The 18,647-nt window shown below is 72.0% G+C and carries 18 protein-coding genes; 5 read left to right on the top strand and 13 right to left on the bottom strand.

What is annotated here, in order from left to right; genetic code table 11:
• Window positions 1-10: 10 nt before the first annotated feature.
• The 4 genes from MB828_RS43990 to MB828_RS43975 form a co-directional block, all read right to left on the bottom strand.
• On the bottom strand, window positions 11-667 hold the full coding sequence (locus MB828_RS43990; RefSeq protein WP_301653058.1) for a GntR family transcriptional regulator: 657 nt from the start codon (window positions 665-667) through the stop codon (window positions 11-13).
• 109 nt (window positions 668-776) lie between these two features.
• Window positions 777-2,369, bottom strand: coding sequence for a TROVE domain-containing protein (locus MB828_RS43985; RefSeq protein ID WP_301653057.1), 1,593 nt, complete (start codon window positions 2,367-2,369; stop codon window positions 777-779).
• 490 nt (window positions 2,370-2,859) lie between these two features.
• Complete coding sequence (locus MB828_RS43980) at window positions 2,860-4,302, bottom strand: alkaline phosphatase PhoX (protein ID WP_301653056.1); 1,443 nt, start codon at window positions 4,300-4,302, stop codon at window positions 2,860-2,862.
• 376 nt (window positions 4,303-4,678) lie between these two features.
• On the bottom strand, window positions 4,679-6,109 hold the full coding sequence (locus MB828_RS43975; RefSeq protein WP_301653055.1) for a hypothetical protein: 1,431 nt from the start codon (window positions 6,107-6,109) through the stop codon (window positions 4,679-4,681).
• A gap of 338 nt (window positions 6,110-6,447) precedes the next feature.
• On the opposite strand from MB828_RS43975, the gene MB828_RS43970 reads away from it, so the two are divergent.
• Window positions 6,448-8,274: an endonuclease/exonuclease/phosphatase family protein gene (locus MB828_RS43970; RefSeq protein ID WP_301653054.1), complete on the top strand. Its 1,827-nt coding sequence runs from the start codon at window positions 6,448-6,450 to the stop codon at window positions 8,272-8,274.
• A 14-nt stretch (window positions 8,275-8,288) separates the two neighbouring features.
• Here the strand turns inward: MB828_RS43970 and MB828_RS43965 are convergent, their stop codons facing one another.
• The 3 genes from MB828_RS43965 to MB828_RS43955 all read right to left on the bottom strand — a co-directional run bounded on the left by MB828_RS43965 (window position 8,289) and on the right by MB828_RS43955 (window position 10,434).
• The gene (locus MB828_RS43965) at window positions 8,289-9,026 is read right to left on the bottom strand and encodes an SRPBCC family protein (RefSeq protein ID WP_301653053.1); all 738 of its coding nucleotides are present in this window, start codon (window positions 9,024-9,026) and stop codon (window positions 8,289-8,291) included.
• Window positions 9,027-9,043: 17 nt separating this feature from the next.
• Complete coding sequence (locus MB828_RS43960; protein ID WP_301653052.1) at window positions 9,044-9,862, bottom strand: helix-turn-helix domain-containing protein; 819 nt, start codon at window positions 9,860-9,862, stop codon at window positions 9,044-9,046.
• A gap of 89 nt (window positions 9,863-9,951) precedes the next feature.
• Complete coding sequence (locus MB828_RS43955) at window positions 9,952-10,434, bottom strand: hypothetical protein (RefSeq protein WP_301653051.1); 483 nt, start codon at window positions 10,432-10,434, stop codon at window positions 9,952-9,954.
• A 186-nt stretch (window positions 10,435-10,620) separates the two neighbouring features.
• On the opposite strand from MB828_RS43955, the gene MB828_RS43950 reads away from it, so the two are divergent.
• Complete coding sequence (locus MB828_RS43950) at window positions 10,621-11,595, top strand: 4-hydroxy-tetrahydrodipicolinate synthase family protein (protein ID WP_301653050.1); 975 nt, start codon at window positions 10,621-10,623, stop codon at window positions 11,593-11,595.
• Here MB828_RS43950 and MB828_RS43945 read toward each other — a convergent pair whose 3' ends face one another.
• Complete coding sequence (locus tag MB828_RS43945) at window positions 11,596-12,825, bottom strand: WD40 repeat domain-containing protein (RefSeq protein ID WP_301653049.1); 1,230 nt, start codon at window positions 12,823-12,825, stop codon at window positions 11,596-11,598. It lies immediately after the preceding gene.
• Window positions 12,822-13,382 (bottom strand): SigE family RNA polymerase sigma factor, encoded by a 561-nt coding sequence (locus MB828_RS43940; RefSeq protein WP_301653107.1) that lies wholly within the window; start codon window positions 13,380-13,382, stop codon window positions 12,822-12,824. Before MB828_RS43940 ends, MB828_RS43945 begins: the two co-directional genes overlap by 4 nt.
• A gap of 139 nt (window positions 13,383-13,521) precedes the next feature.
• Between MB828_RS43940 and MB828_RS43935 the strand changes: the two genes are divergently transcribed.
• On the top strand, window positions 13,522-14,031 hold the full coding sequence (locus MB828_RS43935) for a hypothetical protein (protein WP_301653048.1): 510 nt from the start codon (window positions 13,522-13,524) through the stop codon (window positions 14,029-14,031).
• Window positions 14,032-14,396: 365 nt separating this feature from the next.
• Here MB828_RS43935 and MB828_RS43930 read toward each other — a convergent pair whose 3' ends face one another.
• Window positions 14,397-15,125 carry an SDR family oxidoreductase gene (locus MB828_RS43930; protein WP_301653047.1) on the bottom strand — a complete coding sequence of 243 codons (729 nt, stop codon included), beginning with the start codon at window positions 15,123-15,125 and terminating at the stop codon, window positions 14,397-14,399.
• A gap of 75 nt (window positions 15,126-15,200) precedes the next feature.
• On the opposite strand from MB828_RS43930, the gene MB828_RS43925 reads away from it, so the two are divergent.
• Both MB828_RS43925 and MB828_RS43920 read left to right on the top strand, forming a co-directional pair.
• Window positions 15,201-15,578 (top strand): MerR family transcriptional regulator, encoded by a 378-nt coding sequence (locus MB828_RS43925; protein WP_301653046.1) that lies wholly within the window; start codon window positions 15,201-15,203, stop codon window positions 15,576-15,578.
• 234 nt (window positions 15,579-15,812) lie between these two features.
• Entirely contained in the window at window positions 15,813-16,256 is a 444-nt protein-coding gene (locus tag MB828_RS43920; protein WP_301653045.1) for a hypothetical protein, read from the top strand.
• 93 nt (window positions 16,257-16,349) lie between these two features.
• Here the strand turns inward: MB828_RS43920 and dapD are convergent, their stop codons facing one another.
• From dapD to MB828_RS43905, 3 genes are all read right to left on the bottom strand, one after another.
• Window positions 16,350-17,336, bottom strand: coding sequence for a 2,3,4,5-tetrahydropyridine-2,6-dicarboxylate N-succinyltransferase (gene dapD, locus MB828_RS43915; RefSeq protein WP_301653044.1), 987 nt, complete (start codon window positions 17,334-17,336; stop codon window positions 16,350-16,352).
• Between the two features lie 356 nt (window positions 17,337-17,692).
• Window positions 17,693-18,235, bottom strand: coding sequence for a TetR/AcrR family transcriptional regulator (locus tag MB828_RS43910; RefSeq protein ID WP_301653043.1), 543 nt, complete (start codon window positions 18,233-18,235; stop codon window positions 17,693-17,695).
• Window positions 18,235-18,555: a DMT family transporter gene (locus tag MB828_RS43905; RefSeq protein WP_133027001.1), complete on the bottom strand. Its 321-nt coding sequence runs from the start codon at window positions 18,553-18,555 to the stop codon at window positions 18,235-18,237. The genes MB828_RS43910 and MB828_RS43905 overlap by 1 nt, the downstream gene beginning before the upstream one ends.
• Window positions 18,556-18,647 lie beyond the last annotated feature (92 nt).

The raw sequence follows: 18,647 nt of genomic DNA, 5'->3' as shown, positions 1-18,647 counted from the left end.
GGAGGAGCGGTCAGTCGGTGGTGGCGTCGTCCGCCAGGTCACCGAGGGTGTGCCAGATGTCCGCCGTGACCCGCGCCGCCGCCTCCGCGTCACCCGCCGCGCAGGCCTCGATCAGACGCTCGTGGAGTCCGGCCGAGCGGCACGAGCCGCCCTCACCGAAGCGGCGGCGCTCCAGGCGGCGGATGAGCGGGGTGTAGCGGGCGACGGTGGCGGCGGCCGCCCGGTTGCCGGCCACCCGGACCAGCACGTCGTGCAGTTCGTCGTCGGCACGCAGCGCCTCGTCCACGTCGCCGGCCTGTACGGCGGCGGCGAAGCGGACGTTGGACACGCGCATCTCGTCCAGGTCGGCGTCCCGCAGCCGGGGTACGGCGGCCCGGGTGACCAGTTCGTGCATGGCACCGACCACGGCGGCCGCGTCCCGCACCTCGGCGGCCACGACCGGGGTGACCCGGGTGTAGCTCTGCGGCTTGCTTTCCAGAAGCCTCTCGTCGACGAGCCGGGAGAAGGCCTCCCGCACCGGAGCCCGGGACAGCCCCAGCCGCTCCGCCAGCTCGCTGTCGCGCACCACCGCGCCGGGTTCGATGTCACCGGCCACGATGGCGTCCCGGATCGCGAGGTAGGCGCGGTCCCTGAGCAGGGTGCGGGGCAGTGGTCGTAGAGCCTCCATAACTGAAATGTTAGATATCAATGCAGGGCAGGGCAAGGGTGCGAGGGGTACGGGTGTGGCCCGCACCCCCCGTGAAGGTGCGGGCCACGTTCGTGGGCCGGGGCCGCGGTCAGGCCGCCGCCGTCTCCCACGGCCAGTCGGCGTCCCGGGCGGCCTCCAGCAGCGGGACCATCCGGAAAGCCGCGTCCGAAAGGCCGCCGAAGGTGTGCCGGTTGCCCTTTCCCGAGGGGCCGTGGCCCGCCCGGTAGCCGGCCAGGTTCCAGGTGTAGACCGGGACGTGCGCCGGGACCTGCCGGGTCGGGTCGCCGTGCCGGTGGTACGCGTACTGCTCGTCGGTGACGATCAGCACCCGGTCCTGCCCCCGGTAGTGCGAGCGGATCGCCGAGGTGGTGTCGGTGCCGCCCAGGTCGCCGAAGCGGTCCAGGATCCGCAGCACCGACTCGCCCGCACCGAACGTCAGCCGCCGGCTCGTGGTGCCGAACTCGACGAGGTCCGCGTCCGCCGCCCGCAGCGCGAGCGCCGTACCGAAGATCGCCGCCGCGTCGGCCCGGGTGAGGTCCGAGCGGTCGGACAGCCGGGAGTAGAACATCGAGCCCGAACGGTCGACGAGCACCAGCGTCCGGCCCGGCAGCGCGGGCACGGCGGCCAGCGAGTGGCCGAGCGCCCGCTCCAGCGGGTAGGCCCAGCGCAGGGACGGCGCGTGCCGGTACGCGGCGAGGTACCGGAACGGGAACTGCCGCGACCGCGCCACCTCCGCCGGATCGCTGATCCGGGCCGCCACCTCGGCGGCGACCTCGTCCGAGACGCCCGCCTCGTCGAAGTTCCGCAGGTTGCGCACGAGCGCCATGGTCCCCATCGAGGGGATCACGGCCTCCCAGGCCGCCTTGTCCATCGGTCCCTGGAGCCAGCCCGCCAGCGTCTCCCAGGTCAGGCCCGCCGCCGCGATCCGCTCGGCACCGCCCGGTCCGGTGACGGCCGCGCGCCGCCGCTCGACGGGCAGGGCCATCAGCTCGCGGTGCGCGACGAGCACCGGGCTCGACCCGGGCGGTACGGCGGTGTCCGGGTGGTGCCGCCGGTCCAGGGCGTACCGGAACAGGTCGCCCTGCCCCGGCTGGTCCGGGTCCGGCGCCGCGTGCACCAGGTTGAGGATGTCGCCGAAGCGGTAGCCCTTGGCCGCGGTGTCGTACTTGAGCAGCGACCTGCCGTGGTAGAGCCGCCGTACGGCGTCGGCGATCCCGCGCTTGACGGGCTTGGGGACGGCACGGCCGTAGGTGGCGGTCCAGTAGGCGAGCAGTTCGCCGGGCTCGTCCGGGCGCCGCAGCACGGAGGCGACGACCTGGCGGTTGGACGGGCCGTCGGTGGCGCCCACGGCCAGCCGGGCGTGCACGTACTCGGCGGCGCCCACCAGCGAGGCGGTGCGCAGGTTGCCCTCGCCGCGCAGCCAGCCGAGCAGACCGGCGGTCCAGGCGGCGTCGGTGACGGCGAGTTCGCGCACGAGCTTCGCGAACCGGTCGTCGCGCTCGGCGCCGGTCTCGTAGAAGGTCTGCTGCGAGACGAAGTTGGACACGGCGAGCAGGAAGAGCTCGGAGCGCCTGTCCCGCTCCTGGCCGCGGCCGCCCTGGTAGGTACGGAGCACGCGGCCCGTGGAGGTGACCCGTGAAGTGGGCTGCGCCCGGGCGCCCTTGGTGTTGAATCGCGCCATGATGAATTCCCCCCGAATTCAACGGAGTCTGGGAGGAGGCACAGAAATGGCGGTGTCCGAGAAAGAAAGGGGTCGGCGACGGTCGCTCACCACTGGCGCGTCTTCCATTCCGCCACACCGGCCCTGGGCCGATGACGGGATTCGAACCCGCACGGTTTCCCACCAGCTCCCGAAGTATCCGTCGCCTTCGCACCGGACACCCACCATGAACTGAGCCTCCCGAGATCGGATCGGCGGCGGCGCTGGATTCTCTGAGAAAGAAGGAGCCGCAGCCTGCGCACCGGGAGGTGCATGAAGTTTTGGTGTCCAGAGTTCGAGGCCGGCGGGACCGACGTAGGTGCTCTGGCCCCTGAGCTACACCGGCGCGTCGTACCGGTGGCGGGATTCGAACCCGCGACCGCCCCATTATCAGTGGAAGTAGGTCCTGCCTTCGCACCTGGACGTGTACAACCTTAGGAGGGCGGCCGCGAATCGAGCGAGCGAATTAAAATCAGCAGCGCTTCTGGCGCTTCCAGGGCCCCGTGATCGCGAGCATGATGCCCGGGGTCTGGATGTTGGCGTACAGGGTCCGGCCGTCGGGCGAGAAGGTGACGCCGGTGAACTCGCTGTACTCCGGCTCCTCTTCGGTGCCGGCGTTGAGTTCGTTGCGGGCGATGGGATAGGTGCGGCCGCTGTCGGTGGCGCCGAACAGGTGCTGGAGGCCCTCGCCGTCCTCGGCGATGACGAGACCGCCGTACGGGGAGACGGTGATGTTGTCGGGTCCGTCGAAGTCGCCTTCCGCGGACGGGTCCGGGTTGACGCCGATGAGCACCTTCAGGGTGAGGGTGCGGCGCCCCGGGTCGTAGAACCAGACGGCGCCGTCGTGCTGGACCGGGCTCTCCGCACGGGCGTAGGAGGAGACGAGGTAGGCACCGCCGTCGCCCCACCACATGCCCTCCAGCTTGCGGGCGCGGGTGACCTGGCCGGTGGTGAACTGCTTGCGGACCGAGGTGGTGCGCGCGTCGCGGTCGGGGACGTCCACCCAGTCGACGCCGTAGACCGTGCCGATCCGCGTGGCGCGGGAGAGGTCGTCGACGAACTTGCCGCCGGAGTCGAAGCACTTGAAGGCCTGGAGGGTGCCCGCGTCGTCGGCGAGGGTGCGCAGCCTGCCGCGGCCGTGGTGGAAGCCCTGCGGCGGGGTCCAGCGGTAGAGCAGGCCGTTGGGGCCGGAGGCGTCCTCGGTGAGGTAGAGGTGGCCGCGCCTGGGGTCCACGACGACGGCCTCGTGCGCGTACCGGCCCAGCGCCTTGACGGGCTTGGGGTCGCGGTTGGCCCGGCGGTCCTCGGGGTCCACCTCGAAGACGTAGCCGTGGTCCTTGGTCATGCCGTTCGCGCCGGCCTTGTCCTCGGTCTCCTCACAGGTGAGCCAGGTGCCCCAAGGGGTGCTGCCGCCCGCGCAGTTGGTGGAGGTGCCGGCGATGCCGACCCACTCGGCGACATGGCCGCCGGGGCGGACCTCGACGACCGTGCAGCCACCGGCGGCGGCGGGGTCGTACACCAGGCCCTCGGTCAGCGGGACGGGGTGCTCCCAGTCGGCCCGCGGGCCCTTCAGTTCGTGGTTGTTGACGAGCAGGGTGGCGCCGCGGGGGCCGTCGAAGGTGGCGGTGCCGTCGTGGTTGGAGGGGGTGAACTCGCCGGATTCCAGCCTGGTCCGGCCGCTGTACGTGATGATCTCGTACCGGAAGCCGGCGGGGAGCGCGAGGATGCCGTCGGGGTCGGCGACCAGCGGCCCGTAGCCGACCTCGCCGTGCCCGTGCGCCGACTGGCCCTCGGCGGTGTCGGTGGCGGCGAGGGCGTTCGGGGCGGTGGCGAGTGCGCCGACGCTGCCGGCCAGCGCGACACCGGCACCGGTGAGCGCGGATTTCGCGGCGAAGTCCCTGCGGGTGAGCGACATGGTGTCTCCTGTGACGGTCGGAGTGCCGTGGAGGGTGGCGGACCTCAAGACGGCGCACACGCTCCCGGCCGCTCCTGAACGCCGGTTGAACACCGGGCGACATCGGCTTCCGCCGTTCCACGAACCCGTAAGCCCCGCCCCACGAAAGCCCCAAGCACCCCGCCGGCGCCCTGCGTTCGAGTCGCGCGGGAAACCGCGCGCCAAGCCCCCACCCACCCGCGCCCCGCCGACGCCCTGCGCCTTGAGGCGCGCGGGAAACCGCGCGCCAAGCCCCCACCCACCCGCGCCCGACACCCCGCAGAAACCCGAAGCACCCGGCCCACGGAGGCCCGAAGGCCCCCCGGGGTCCCGGTCGGGCGCCGTCGGCCCCGCCGCCCTATCCCCCGTGCTGGGAGCGGGCCTTGAAGGCCGCCTTCCTGGCTTCCTTCGCCACCTTCTTGTCCGGGTGCAGGCGTCCCATCGCCTCCAGGACGTCGGCCGTGTCCGGGTGCTCGACCCGCCACGCCTCGGCGAAGAACCCGGCGTGCTGCCGGGCCAACCCCTCGACCAGCGCCTGGAGTTCCTCCGAGTTGCCCTCGGCCGCGAGCTGGGCGGCCACCGTGTCGATGGTCAGCCAGAAGATCATGTCCTGGGAGGGCTGCGGCACGCCCGCCGCGCCGCGTTCGGCCAGCCAGACCCGGGCCAGGCCGCCCAGTTCGGGGTCGTCCAGGACCTCACGGAGAGCCGGCTCGGCCTCGCCGCCGAGCAGCGACAGCGCCTGCTGGCAGCGGAGCCGGCGCAGCGGCGCCCCGGCGTCCCCGCCCCGCGCGGCGGCCAGCAGCTCCCGCGCGGCGGCGAGGGACTCCCGGCGTGCCAGCCACTGCTCGGTCTCGGCCTGCGCGGCCCCCTGCGGGAACGCGGCCGTTCCGTCGAGCAGCGCGTCCGCGCCCTTGTCCGTGAGGTCGCCGACCGCCGGGGCCTGGAAGCCCGCCTCCAGCAGCCGCGCCCGCAGCCCGTACGCGCCGAGCGGGGTGAGCCGCACCATGCCGTACCGGGAGACGTCGGTCTCGTCGACCGGTCCCGCCGCCGGTTCCTCCTCCGCGTCGGCCATCAGCGCCTCGTCGACCGGCTGGTACTCCACCAGCCCGACCGGCTCCAGCAGCCGGAACTGGTCGTCGAGCCGCATCATCGCGTCGGAGACCTGTTCGAGGACGTCGTTGGTGGGCTCGCCCATGTCACTGGGCACGATCATCGACGCGGCGAGCGCGGGCAGCGGCACCGGCGACTCGCCGGGACCGCCCTCGCTCACCGTCAGCAGATAGAGGTTGCCGAGGACGCCGTCGAGGAAGTCGGCCTCCGCCTCGGGGTCCCACCCGAGTGACGAGAAATCGACCTCGCCGCCCTCGTCGAGCGCGTCGACAATTCCGTCCAGGTCGGGCACGCTCGCGTCGGCGATCACGGTCTCCAGCGCCGCCTGCCACACCGCGAGGACGTCGTGCGGCGAGCCGCCGGTGAGCTGCCCGAGCTCCGCCCCGGCCGTCACGGTGCCGGCCTCCTCGTCGGCGATCTCGACGAGCCCCGCGTCCACGGCGACCCGCCAGGCCTCGGCGGCGTACGCGACGGCGTCGTCCCCGGTGAGACCGAGCAGCTCGACGGCGGCCGGCAGCTGCTCCTCGGCCAGTTCGCCACCTGCGTCGACGCGGGTGTCCGGGCCGGCCCAGCGGGCGAGCCGGGCGGCCCGCGAGAGCAGCGGCGCGGCCAGCGCGGCACGCGCCAGCTCCGCTTCGGGACGCAACCGCACCGGCGGCAGGGGCGAGCTGTCTGACATCGGCTGGTTCTCCTCGGATGCCTGGGCGGTCGTACGGCTGCCACGCCGTAGCGACATCCGTACGAGCACCTGGACGCCGTACGGCTCAGCCGCTCAGCCTAGACGGATTTCCACCCATGCCGCCCGGTTCATCTCCCCGTCCGGTCCCGTACATGGCTGAAACCTTGACAACTCCCCTCACCACACAGGAGATTGACGCGCGTAGAAAAGGGAGGACAAGTGTTCACTCTGTGTCTACGCGCGTCACACCCACGTCGCGTGTTCTGCACGCACGTGTCATGAACGTTCCATGGTTCACCCTCGTCCCGGCACGTCCGTATGTCCCCGGAGGGATTCCCTTGCCGAGCAGGTCTTCCGCGCGTCTCGCCGCGCTCACCGTCGCAGCCGTCTGCGGCGCCGCGTCCACCGTCGCCCTCACCTCGCCCGCCCAGGCCGACGGCCTGCGCATCCACGACGTCCAGGGCACCACGCGCATATCCCCGTACGCCGGCCAGAAGGTGACGGACGTCCCGGGCATCGTCACGGCCACGCGCACCTACGGCTCCTCCAAGGGCTTCTGGATCCAGGACCCGACCCCGGACGACGACCCGGCCACCAGCGAGGGCGTCTTCGTCTTCACGAGTTCCACCCCGAAGGCCGCCGTCGGCGACTCGGTCACGGTGACCGGCACGGTCTCCGAGTACGTCCCGGGCGGCGCCTCGACCGGCAACCAGTCGGTCACCGAGATCACCAAGCCGACGGTCACCACCGTCTCCACGGGCAACGCGGTGCCGGCACCGGTCGTGATCGACAAGAAGTCGGTGCCGAGCGCGTACGCCCCGGCGGGTGACGCGGCCGCGGGCAACTCGGTCAACGGCCTGACCCTGAAGCCGGAGAAGTACGCCCTGGACTACTACGAGTCCCTGGAGGGCATGAACGTCCGGGTCGCGGACGCCCGCGTGGTCACCGCCACCGACCCGTACGCCGAGCTGTGGGTCACGGTGAAGCCGCACGAGAACCGCACCGTCCGCGGCGGCTCGCTGTACCGCTCCTACCGTGACCAGAACACCGGCCGCCTCCAGATCCAGTCCCTCGGCTCGACCGCCGACTTCCCGGTGGCGAACGTCGGCGACACGCTGGCCGGCGCCACGACCGGCCCGCTGGACTACAACCAGTACGGCGGCTACACGCTCGTCGCGAGTTCGCTGGGCACCCTGAAGAGCGGCGGCCTGGAGCGCGAGACGACGAAGAAGCAGTCGCACGGCGAGCTGGCGGTGGCGACCTACAACGTCGAGAACCTCGACCCCTCCGACGGCACCTTCGCCGCGCACGCGTCCGCGATCGTGCACAACCTCCAGTCGCCCGACATCGTGTCCCTGGAGGAGATCCAGGACAACAACGGCGCGACGGACGACGGCACGGTCGCCGCCGACGTCACGGTGAACAAGCTGATCGACGCGATCGTCGCGGCCGGCGGCCCGAAGTACGACTGGCGGTCCGTCAACCCCGTCAACGACCAGGACGGCGGCGAGCCCGGCGGCAACATCCGCCAGGTCTTCCTCTTCAACCCGGAGCGGGTGTCCTTCGTCGACCGCGCGGGCGGCGACGCCACCACCGCGGTGGGTGTCACCAAGGTGCACGGCAAGGCGCAGCTGACGGCCTCCCCCGGCCGTATCGCCCCGGCGGACTCCGCCTGGACAACCAGCCGCAAGCCGCTGGCCGGCGAGTTCGTCTTCCACGGCAAGACGGTCTTCGTGATCGCCAACCACCTCAACTCCAAGGGCGGCGACCAGGGTCTGACCTCGCAGTACCAGCCGGTGGTGCGCAGCTCGGAGACCCAGCGCCACGCTCAGGCGACGCTGGTCAACGCGTTCGTCAAGAACATCCTGGACGTCCAGAAGGACGCCGAGGTCATCGCGCTCGGCGACATGAACGACTTCGACTTCTCCGGCACCACCAAGATCCTGGAGCAGGGCGGCGCGCTCTGGTCGGCGATCCAGTCGCTGCCCACGAAGGAGCGCTACACCTACGACTACCAGGGCAACGAACAGGTCCTGGACCAGATCCTGATCAGCAAGAAGATCCGCGGCGACGGCGACTTCGTGTACGACAGCGTGCACATCAACTCGGAGTTCCACGACCAGATCAGCGACCACGACCCGCAGGTCCTGCGCTTCCGCCCGTAAGCGGACACCGTGGCTCAGGACTGGCCGAACACCCCGTTCAGCCAGTCCTGCCAGGCGGCTTCGTTCGCCCGGGCGTCTGCGTCCGGCGCGAAGTCGTGCACGCTGATGCCGACGGGGGCACCCCAGTGGTTGCGTCCGAAGAACCGGACGAGGGCGTCGTCGGTGCGCAGCCCGACGAAGTACGGGTCGCGGTAGTCGACCACCGCCTCCAGGGTCCGCCCTCCGGGCCCGCGGACGCCCGCCTTGGTGCCCTCGGCCGTGTCGTCAGGCAGGCCGAGGGCCCGGGTCACGGCGTCGAAGGCGTCCGGCGCCCGGGACGCCTCCGGCCCGTTCAGCTGGGCGAAGGTGACCGGGCGGGGCGCGAAGTGGGTGAGGTACTCGCGCAGGGTGTGCAGGTAGAAGTCGGTGTGCCGGTTCGCGCCGTCGTACTGGTTGTCCCAGTCGTCGGTGAAGATCCCGCTGTGCACGTAGCGCACCCAGGCGCGGCGGCCGCCGTCCCGGGGCTCGACCAGATGCTCCAGCTGGTTGGCGCTCTGGGTCGGGAACCCCACGTCTTCGCTGCGGGTGATCAGGTGGTGCGGCGGGTCGTAGGCGGCGACGGTGGACCCGAAGGCCGCCGCGCCGCCCACCCGGGGCTCGGGCGGCTCCATCGGCCACAGGTACGCACCGGTGCCGTTGGTGATCGCCTCCCACACCTCCGCGGGCGTGGCGTCGACCTCGAACTCACGGACGATCTCGAATTCCTTCGACATGACGGGGCTCCTGCTGCCTACTGGTCCAGTTCGGGGGTGTGCCGGCCACCGGCCGCGGGCGCCGACGATTCCGCGGCCGGGGGCAACGGCGATTCCGCGGCCGGGAGCGATTCCGCAGCCGGGGACAGCGGCGGTTCCGCGGCCGCGACGGCGGACGGCTCGGCGGCGTCCACGGCGGACGGCTCGGCGGCCGGGACGGCGGACGGCTCGGCGGCGTCCACGGCGGACGGTTCCTCGGCCGTGGACGCCGCCGGTTCCTTGACCGTGGGATGGACGGCGACGACGATCCGGTGGTCGCGGCCGCCGTCCGCGTCGGGCGCGTCGTACTTGCGGATGAGCGCGCTCACGCCCGCCGTCAGCTCCTGCACGAAGGCCGCCCGGTCGGCGGCGGAGGCGAAGCGGACCTCGCCGTCCAGCGCGTAGGTCGCCAGCCGCTTGCGGGCCTTGGCGGCCCCGGTGATCAGCGTGCCGACGTCGCGTACCAGCCGGGCGCCGAGCGCGAGCAGCCAGCGCGCGGAGAGCTGGTCGCGGAAGCGGTCCGGGTCCGGCTGGACGGCGGGCAGCGCGGCCGGCGAGATGACGTACGACGCGGCGGTCGCCCGCATCAGCCGCTCGGTGACGTTGCCCTTGCGCCGTTCCCCGGCCAGTTCGACCAGGCCGTGCCGTTCCAGCGCCCTGAGGTGGTAGTTCACCTTCTGCCGGGGCAGCCCGACCTTCCCGGCCAGCATCGTGGCGGACGCGGGCGCCGCGGCCAGCTCGGCGAGCAGCCGGGCCCGTACAGGGTCCAGCGACACGGCCGCCGCCTCGGGGTCCTCGATCACGGTGACATCCAGCATGGCCCCACCGTCTCACCGAAAACTTTTCTTGTCCAGACGGTTCTGGTTTTCGGCGAGGCGGTGGGGCCGGGGGACCCCATGGGCGGATCTCAGCGGCGCCGGTACCGGCGCAGCACGCCCGCGGCCGCCACACCCGCGGCGGCGAAGGCGGCACCGGCGATCAGGATCTGGCGCGGGCGGCGCAGGGCGGCCCTGACCGCCATCCGCGCGGGCTGCGCGAGAGGCCCACGGGCGGCGCGCCCGGCGCCGGCGGCCTTCTCGGACGCGAGGTGCCCCGTCCGGCCCGCCTGCTCCTGGACGGCGTGCCCGGTCCTGAGCGCCCGTTCCTGGAGCGTGTGACGGGCCTTCAGCACCTGCTCCTGCGCCGCGTGACCGCCCTTCGCGGCCCGACTCTGCGCCTGGTGACCGGCCTTGGTCGCACCCTCGCGCAACTGCACGGTCAGGGCACCGGCCTTGTCCTTCAGATCGGCGGCACGGGCCTGGGTACGCCCCTTGAGGTCGGCCTTCGCCGCCAACTCACCCGCGCTCCGCGTCAGTCGAGCCCCCGTTTCACGTGCGCTCCGCTTCGTCATCGTGCCCCTCCTGAGTGTCGTCGGCATCCACTCTGCTTGACACTCCGGATACCCGGGTCGGCGGCGATCAGCCCTGCCCGTCCCACCGTCGACGCCTGCACGACGTATCACGTCGTAGCATCTCTAAGACATGAACCATAGAAGAATTAAGTAGAGCTAAGTTGTCGCGGTGCCGAGACTACTCTCATGACGAACTCACCCAGCGCACCCCCCTTCGGCCGCACCCTCTGTGCGATGGTCACACCGTTCACCGCGACGGGGGCGCTCGACCTCGACGGGGCCCGGCGGCTGGCCGCCCGTCTCGTGGCCGACGGCTGTGACGGCCTGGTGGTGAACGGCACCACCGGCGAGTCGCCGACCACCACGGACACGGAGAAGGCGCAGCTGATCACGGCCGTCCGGGAGTCGGTGGGAGAGCGGGTGCCGGTCGTGGCGGGCGTGGGCACCGCCGACACCCGGCACACCGTCGAGCTGGCGCTGGCGGCGGAGAAGGCGGGCGCGGACGGCGTCCTGGTGGTGTCGCCGTACTACAGCCGGCCGCCGCAGGACGCCCTGGAGGCACACTTCCTCGACGTGGCCGACGCGAGCGGGCTGCCGGTGATGCTGTACGACATCCCGGGCCGCACCGGCACCCGGATCGAACCGGAGACGATGGTCCGGCTCGCCGCGCATCCCCGGATCGTCGCCGTGAAGGACTGCTCGTACGACTTCCTCGGCACCCAGAAGGTACTGGCGCGCACCGGACCGGCGAGCACCGGGCCGGCAGGCACCAAGTCGGCAGGCACCGGGCCGGCGAGCACCGAGCCGGCGAGCACCGGGCTGGCGTACTACGCGGGCTGCGACGAGCACATCCTCGCCCTGTACGCGGTGGGCGCGGCGGGCTGCGTGAGCACGGTGGCGAACGTCGTGCCCGGCCGGGTCGCCGCGATCCTCGACGCGTTCGATGCGGGCGACACCGCGGGCGCGGCCCGACTCCAACTGCGGGCCACGCCGTTGATCGAGGCGATGACGGCGGCGGGCCTGCCCGGCACCGTGACGGCGAAGGCTTTGCTCACCGCGCTGGGCCTGCCGGCCGGGCCGGTACGGGCACCGCTGCGGCCCGCCGGCCGGGAGGCGGCCGACGGGCTGCGGGCGGTGTACGAGGAGTTCACGGCCGCCTGATCAGCGGCGGACGAAGACGGGCTGCCACCCCTTGGTCTCCTCGAACATCTCCTTCTGGACCCCGCTCAGCGGCACGATCCGGTCGCTGCCGATCGTCACCAGCACGAGCCGGGGCCGGTACGGCTCGTCCAGGCCGGTCACCCGTTCCCAGGCGACGAGCCGCCGGTCGTCGGCCCAGGCGAGCAGTTCGGCGCCGCGGACCTTGGTGATCTCCTTCCCGGTGCGGGGATCGCGGATCGAGGAGTACGACTTCCCCGGGGCGATCTCCTTCGTCAGGCCGAGCGCGGCGAGCCGGCCGTCCGGGGAGAGCCGGGCGTCGACGTCCGCGCGCAGGTACCGCTCGTTCGCCGGCCCGGCGGCCTTCTCGCCGTCGAGGTCGTAGAACTGCTGGGTGCCGTCGTGTTTGCCCAGGACCTGCGCGTACACCTGGTCGCCGGTGCGGCTGAACGAGAAGTCCGCGCGGGCGAGGGTGTCACGGTCGGAGGCGACCCCGGTCCAGGAGCCCTTTCCGGAGACCACGTCCACGTCGTAGAAACCGGTCCGGGTGGACGTCCCGGAGGTGGGCCCCCAGACCCAGCCGCCCTTGTCGCTCTGGTACTTGAGCCGTGCGTCGGGGTCGCCGTCGTAGGTCGTCGCCAGCAGTCGGGCCCCGTCGTACGAGAACGCGAGCCCGGCGACGGGGTGTTCGACGGGGATCCAGCGCTCGACCTTCCGGGTGGCGAGGTCGAGCAGGCCGATCCGGCTCACGGGCAGGTGCCGCTCCAGCACGGCCGCCGTCCGCAGGCCCGGTGCGACGGCGACGACGGACCACCGGGAGTCCTTCACGTAGGTGCCGGTCCCCGGGTCGAGCAGCCAGTAGGTGCGTTCGCTGCTGCCCTTCTTCTCCGTCTGCTTCTCCGTCTGCGGCACCGTGCGCCAGGTGTAGTAGGCGGCGAGCGCGGTCTGCCCGGCCGCGATCAGCTCGCGCGGCGGCGACTGGTCCGGGTGGCCGGCGATGCCGTTCCGCCCCACGACCCCGGACGGACGGACGTCGTTCCGCCCCGAGTCCAGCACCGGCACCGCCACGGCGACGGCGACCACGGCGGCCGTCGCGGCGGCCACGGTGGCGAGCCTGCGGGTACGGCGGCGCCGGCGCAGGGCCAGCACCCGGTCGGCGAAGCCCGGTACCGCGGGCGGCTGTTCAGCGGCCAGCTCCCGCAGGGAGTCACGCACGAGATCCTCGACGTTCACGGCCGCACCTCCACGGGCGAGTAGTCACGGGACGGCGGCTGTTCGCGGCCGGGGTCCGGGTCGAGGGCGGCCAGTTCGGGCGCGAGGGCGCGCAGCCGGGCCAGCGAGCGGTGGGCGGTGGACCGCACGGTGCCGACGGAGCAGCCGAGCAGCCGGGCCACGTCGGCCTCCGGGAGATCCTCGAAGTAGCGCAGGACCAGGACGGTGCGCTGCCGGGCCGTGAGCCGGGACAGGGCGGCACGCAGCACGAGCCGCAGTTCGGCGGCGGACGTGGCGTCGGGGGCCGGTGGGCTCTCCGGCGGTTCGGCGACGCTGAGTTCGCGCCGGCGCCACTTCAGCCGCCACCGGCTGATCTGCTGCCGGTAGAGGACCTGCCGTACGTAGGCCTCGGGCTCCTCGATGCGCTGCCAGCGGCCGGCCGCCTTGATCAGGGCGTTCTGCAGCAGGTCCTCGGCGGCGTGCTGGTCACCGCCGGTCAGCAGCACAGCCGTCCTCAGCAGGGCCGTGGACCGGTTGTCCACGAACTCCCGGAAGCTCTTCTGCAGTTCCGCATCCATCGTCACCTTCTCTTCCCCCGGGCCCACCTCGTGTCCGGGCCCTGTGTCCCTGGTGACGCGTGCGGAGCGGCGCCACTATGCCTGCCCGGCGCGGGAATATCCACCGGTGTCCCGCCGCCCGCTGCCGTACGTTGTCCCCATGAGCCGCCCGCTGCTGTTCCTGGACGTCGACGGCCCCCTCAACCCGTACGCGGCCACGCCGGAACGGCGCCCGCCCGGCTATACGACGATCCGGGCGGCCGTGCGCCCCGGCCACCCCCTGCGGGTCTGGCTGAACCCGGACCACGGGCCGGCACTGCTCGCCCTCGGCTACGAGCTGTGCTGGGCGACCACCTGGATGGCCGAGGCCAACCACTGGATCGCCCCGGTCGTCGGCCTGCCCGAACTCCCGTACGTCGACTTCGGCCGGGGACTGCTGGCGGAGCGGCCGGACGGGGTGCACTGGAAGACGGAGGCGATCGTGGGGTACGCCCGGGGCCGGCCCTTCGCCTGGGTGGACGACGAGCAGAGTCCCGCGGACACGCTGTACGTCCGCGCCCACCATCCCGGGGCGGCCCTGCTGCACCACGTGAACCCCCGAATCGGCCTGCGCGAACCCGACTTCACCGCACTCGCGGAGTTCAGGGCGTCCCTGCCGCACGACGCCTGAACACGTGAGGCGGCCGGCATGATCTCGTCGCAGGAAGCGTCTTCGTCGTCCCGGCGGTGTTCAACACCGTCGCGGCTGTCGCCGAGGCTCACCGCGCTGACGCGGGACCACGGCAGACGTTGAGTGCCCCAGGGATTCACCATGACGATCAATCCTGCGTGAGACCCACGGCCGACCGGCGGTAGTCCGGAGTGAAGCGCTTCGCGCGCGCTGATCCCTACGGCGTCGCCGACACCGGCCCCGCGCCCGCGACTGCACCACCGCCGACGCGAGGCCACAACATGAAGATCCACAACTGCGTACGGAGTATCGATGGACCTTCCATAGGAAGCAACACACCGAAGTCAGCGCGGCCCACGCGCCCCTCAGGCCGCCATCAGCGCCGCCAGGGCGCGGTCCATCGCGGCGTTGAACTCCTCCGGCGTCAGCGGCAGCCGGGACTTGACGTCCCGACTCCATTGGTCGGCGAGGACCTCGGCGGAGCCCGCCTCGACACCGTCGAGCGCCGCGTCGGCCAGGTCCGACGGAGCGATCTTGTCCACGGGCCAGCCCGCCGCCATGTCGGTGTCGGCCAGGCCGAGGTGTACCGCTGTGACGAGCGTGCCCTGCTCGGCGAGCTCCAGACGGACACCGTTGGTCATGGCCCAGGCGGCGGCCTTGGTCAGGTGGTAGGCGTTGGCGCCCTTGCCCCCGAACCACGACATGGCGGAGAGGACGTTGACGATCGCGCCCCCGCCGTTCCTGGCGAGCGTCGGCGCGAACTCCCGGATCATTTGCAGGTGGCCGAACATGTTGGTCTCCAGCTCGTGCCGCACCGCGTCCAGCGAACCGGTCACCAGGTCGGTCCCCGTACTGATTCCCGCGTTGTTGATGAGGAGCGAGACGTCCGGGGCGGCCTCGGCGGCGGCCCTCACGGACGCGGGATCGGCGATGTCGAGGGGCAGCACCTCGACCCCGGGCAGGTCCACGGTCTCCGGTCGGCGGGCCGTCGCGTAGACCTTGTGGGCGCCCCGCTCAAGCAGACGCTGGGCGAAGGCGCGGCCCAGGCCGCGGTTGGCTCCGGTGACAAGGGCGACGGAGTTGTTGATGTCCATGCCCGGTACGCTAAAACCTGACGCTGGCGTCAGAGGCAAGTGCCGGCCGTCAGGACCGGGGCGAGAGGAATCACCATGACCGTCACGGAGGCTGCGGCCGAGCGGCTGGTCCGCATCGGCGAGGTGGCACGGGACGCCGGCGTCTCGGTACGCGCCGTGCGCTACTACGAGCAGCAGGGGCTGCTCATCCCGGCGCGCAGCCCGTCCGGCCAGCGCCTCTACCGGCAGGACACCGTCACCCTGGTGCGCTTCTTCCAGCAGATGTTCGCCGCCGGCCTGACCAGCCGAAGGATCGCGGAACTCCTTCCGTGCTGGGACACCGGGCACACCGACGCCGCGCAGCGAGCCATGCTGCGCGCCGAGCGCGACCGCATCCAGGCCAAGGTCGACGACCTGAACGCCGCCCTGGACCGCCTCGACGAGGTCATCGCGATCACGGACACACACCCGTAGGCGCGGCCGGTCGAGACGTCGCACCAGCGGCCGACGGCCGGAGTACTTAGATGCCCTCGATTTCCCGCGCCCGGAGCGCCCGCCTCGTGGCCTACCACCGCGTCCACGTCGTACCCGTGGTCCTGGCTCTGGCCAATCCGCCTTGGCAGCGGGATGTCTGGCTCGATCCTGCGAGGAAGGAACTCGGCGCCCTGCTCGATGCCTGGGCGGGTGCCCTAGCCCTAGCCTCACGCCATGAGTGACGCAGTCGAGGCAGAGAATGCCGTCAAGAACCGCTTCCTGAGAGCAGCCCGCCTTCTTGCCCCGTGCGTGAGCTACTTCGTCGAACGGGTCTCGTTCGGGGCCGTGGACGACGGTGATTGTGTGGACGTCTTCCTCAGAGAGGGTCCGCACAAGCCGGACGTCGTGATCTCGCTTGCCTGTCTGCACCACGTCGAGACAGGTGATCCGATCGCGGTTCAGGGCTCCTTCATCGACGAGATCCTGGTGGAGTACCTGCCGCGGCTGCCACACCCATGGCCCGACGATGCCATCGGTCTCATCGACCGCTCCGCCGATCTCCCCGAGTTGGTGCGGCTCCGGATCACAGGACCTTCGGAGGTCGATGTCGTCGCATCCCGCCTCACCGTCTACACCGCTACGAGCGACGACGAAGCGGGCTTGCCGCTACATGGATGAGCACAGCGAGCGCCCTCCCCCAGGCCGTCCTCGGACCGTGGAAGGGCGCTCAGCGGTCGGCGACCGCAGGTCGCTGCCGTCGTGCGTCGGGCGTCAGTTGTGGCTGTGCAGGATTTCGTTCAGGCCGCCCCAGACCGCGTTGTTCGGGCGGGCCTCGACCGCGCCGGAGACCGAATTGCGGCGGAAGAGGATGTTGGAGGCGCCGTTGAGCTCGCGGGCCTTGACGATCTGGCCGTCGGGCATGGTGACGCGGGTGCCCGCGGTGACGTACAGGCCCGCCTCGACCACGCACTCGTCGCCGAGCGCGATGCCGACACCCGCCTCGGCGCCGATCAGGCAGCGCTCGCCGATGGCGATGATGACGTTGCCGCCGCCGGACAGCGTGCCCATGGTGGAGGCGCCGCCGCCGATGTCCGAGCCGTTTCCGACCACGACACCGGCCGAGATACGGCCCTCGACCATCGAGGTGCCGAGCGTGCCGGCGTTGAAGTTGACGAAGCCCTCGTGCATGACGGTCGTGCCCTCGGAGAGGTGCGCGCCGAGGCGGACCCGGTCGGCGTCGGCGATGCGCACGCCCTTCGGGACAACGTAGTCGGTCATCCGCGGGAACTTGTCGACCGAGGTCACCTGGAGGTGCAGGCCCTCGGCGCGGGCGTTCAGCCGGACCTGCTCGATCTCGTCGACGGCGACCGGGCCGAGGGAGGTCCAGGCGACGTTGGCGAGGAAGCCGAACTGGCCCTCCAGGCTCAGGCCGTGCGGCTTGACCAGGCGGTGCGAGAGCAGGTGCAGGCGCAGGTAGACGTCGTGCGCGTCGATCGGCTTCTCGTCGATCGAGGCGATGACCGTGCGGACCGCGACGACCTCGACGTTGCGGCGGACGTCCGGGCCGATCGCCTTGGCCGCGCCCGCGCCGAGGAGTTCCACGGCCCGCTCGGCGGACAGCGTCTCGGTACCGGCCGGACCGGGCTCGGCGACCAGCTCGGGGGCCGGGAACCAGGTGTCGAGAACGGTGCCGTCGGCGGCGATGGTGGCGAGGCCGGCGGCCACGGCGCCGGTGGTGCGAACGTTCGTGTCGGTCATGCACAGAAACCTAACGTGAGCAGGGCGTCCAGGGCGAACCGCGTCTCACGAGCCGGTATCGGACACCGCCCTCCCGAGCCTCCCCGACCGACCTCCCCAGCCACCCTCCCGAGTCTCCCCGACCGCCCCCCCCAGCTTCCTCCACCGACCTCCCCGGCCGCCCTCCCGAGCCTTCCCGACCGCCCCCCAGCTTCCTCCACCGACCTCTCCGACCGACCTCCCCAGCCTCCCCGACCGCCCTCCCGAGCCTCCCCGACCGACCGCCCTCCCGAGCCTCCCCGGCCGACCTCCCCAGCCTCCCCGGCCGACCTCCCCACAGCGGCGTCCGTCGGCCTCGGCCTCCCGGATCTGCTTCGTCACCCTCCCCCGGCGACCCGCCTCAGCATCTCCCGTGCGTAGGCCTCGTCGTACTCCGCCCCCGTCAGCAGCACCTGCAGGCAGATGCCGTCCATCAGGGCGACCAGCGCGCGTGCCGTGACCGGGTCGGTGCGGTGGGCGAGCCGGCGGGCCACGTCGTCGGCCCATTCGGCGGCGACCGGGCGCAGGGCGGGGCGGCGGAGCGCGGCCAGGTACAGCTCGTACTCCAGCTCCACGCCCGTGCGGTCGCCGGCCAGCCATTCGCCCATCCAGGCGGCCAGTTCCGTCGCCAGGTCGGTCCGGGGATCCTCCAGTCCGCCGCGCGAGGCGATCACCTTGGCGAACCCCTCGCTGGCCTGGCGCAGCGCGGCGACCATCAGCTCGTCGAGGGTCTTGAAGTGGTACGTCGTGGAGCCGAGCGGTACGTCCGCCGCGGCGGCGACGGAACGGTGGCTCAACCCGGCAAGCCCTTTCTCCCCGACCACTCGGATCGCCGCCTCGATGATCCGCTGCCGGCGTTCGGGGTCGTAACGGCGGGGCATCAGTGCGCGCCTCCCAGGTTCAGGACCACCACTCCCCCGACGATCAGCACGATCCCCGCGACCTTGAGCAGGGACAGGCCCTCGCCGAACAGCATCAGGCCGAGCACGGCGATGGTCGCGGTCCCGACCCCGGCCCAGATCGCGTAGGCCGTGCCGATCGACACGGTCTTCAGCGTCTGGGCCAGCAGCAGGAAGGAGACGACGTACCCCAGCGCCGTCAGCAGCGTCGGCCAGAGCCTGCTGAAGCCGTCGCTGTACTTCATCGCCGTCGTGGCGGCGACCTCGGCGGCGATGGCGCCGGCGAGCGTCAGGTATCCCATGTGTACGAGTGTACGCAACGTTGCGTACGGTCGTACATAACGGCTGGCGCGGGGCGGTCGGCAGGCCCATTCAGCACCCAAGTAGGTTCAGG

Origin of the sequence: Streptomyces arenae, assembly GCF_022343545.1 — a bacterium.
Classification (GTDB): Bacteria; Actinomycetota; Actinomycetes; order Streptomycetales; family Streptomycetaceae; genus Streptomyces; species Streptomyces humi.
This window is presented reverse-complemented; position numbering and strand designations above follow the sequence as displayed.